Annotated in this window: 1 protein-coding gene; it reads right to left on the bottom strand. The window is 54.4% G+C overall.

Annotated elements, in window-relative coordinates; genetic code table 11:
- The coding region (locus tag SB765_RS31885; protein WP_410932792.1) for a GreA/GreB family elongation factor at window positions 1-252 on the bottom strand (252 nt) is incomplete at its 5' end.

Genomic DNA, 252 nt, shown 5'->3' with positions numbered 1-252 from the left:
CTATTGCCCGTACGAGATGCTGTTCACATACCAGGTCGCTTCACCGGTAGGCGTATGCACCAACACCTCATCGCCCTCCTCCTTTTTGAGCAAGGCACGGGCCATGGGCGAATCGATCGAGATGTAGTCGTTACGCCCGTAGATTTCGTCATAACCGACAATGCGAAACTTCATGGTCTCGCCATCATCATTCTCGATCTCGACCCAGGCGCCGAAAAACACCTTGCCTTCCTGCTGCGGCGAATAAGCCAC

It is taken from the genome of Pseudomonas sp. SIMBA_067 (assembly GCF_046534675.1).
GTDB classification, from domain to species: domain Bacteria; phylum Pseudomonadota; class Gammaproteobacteria; order Pseudomonadales; family Pseudomonadaceae; genus Aquipseudomonas; species Aquipseudomonas putida.
Note: the sequence above shows the minus strand (reverse complement) of the source record. Positions and strands in the feature narration are given on the sequence as shown.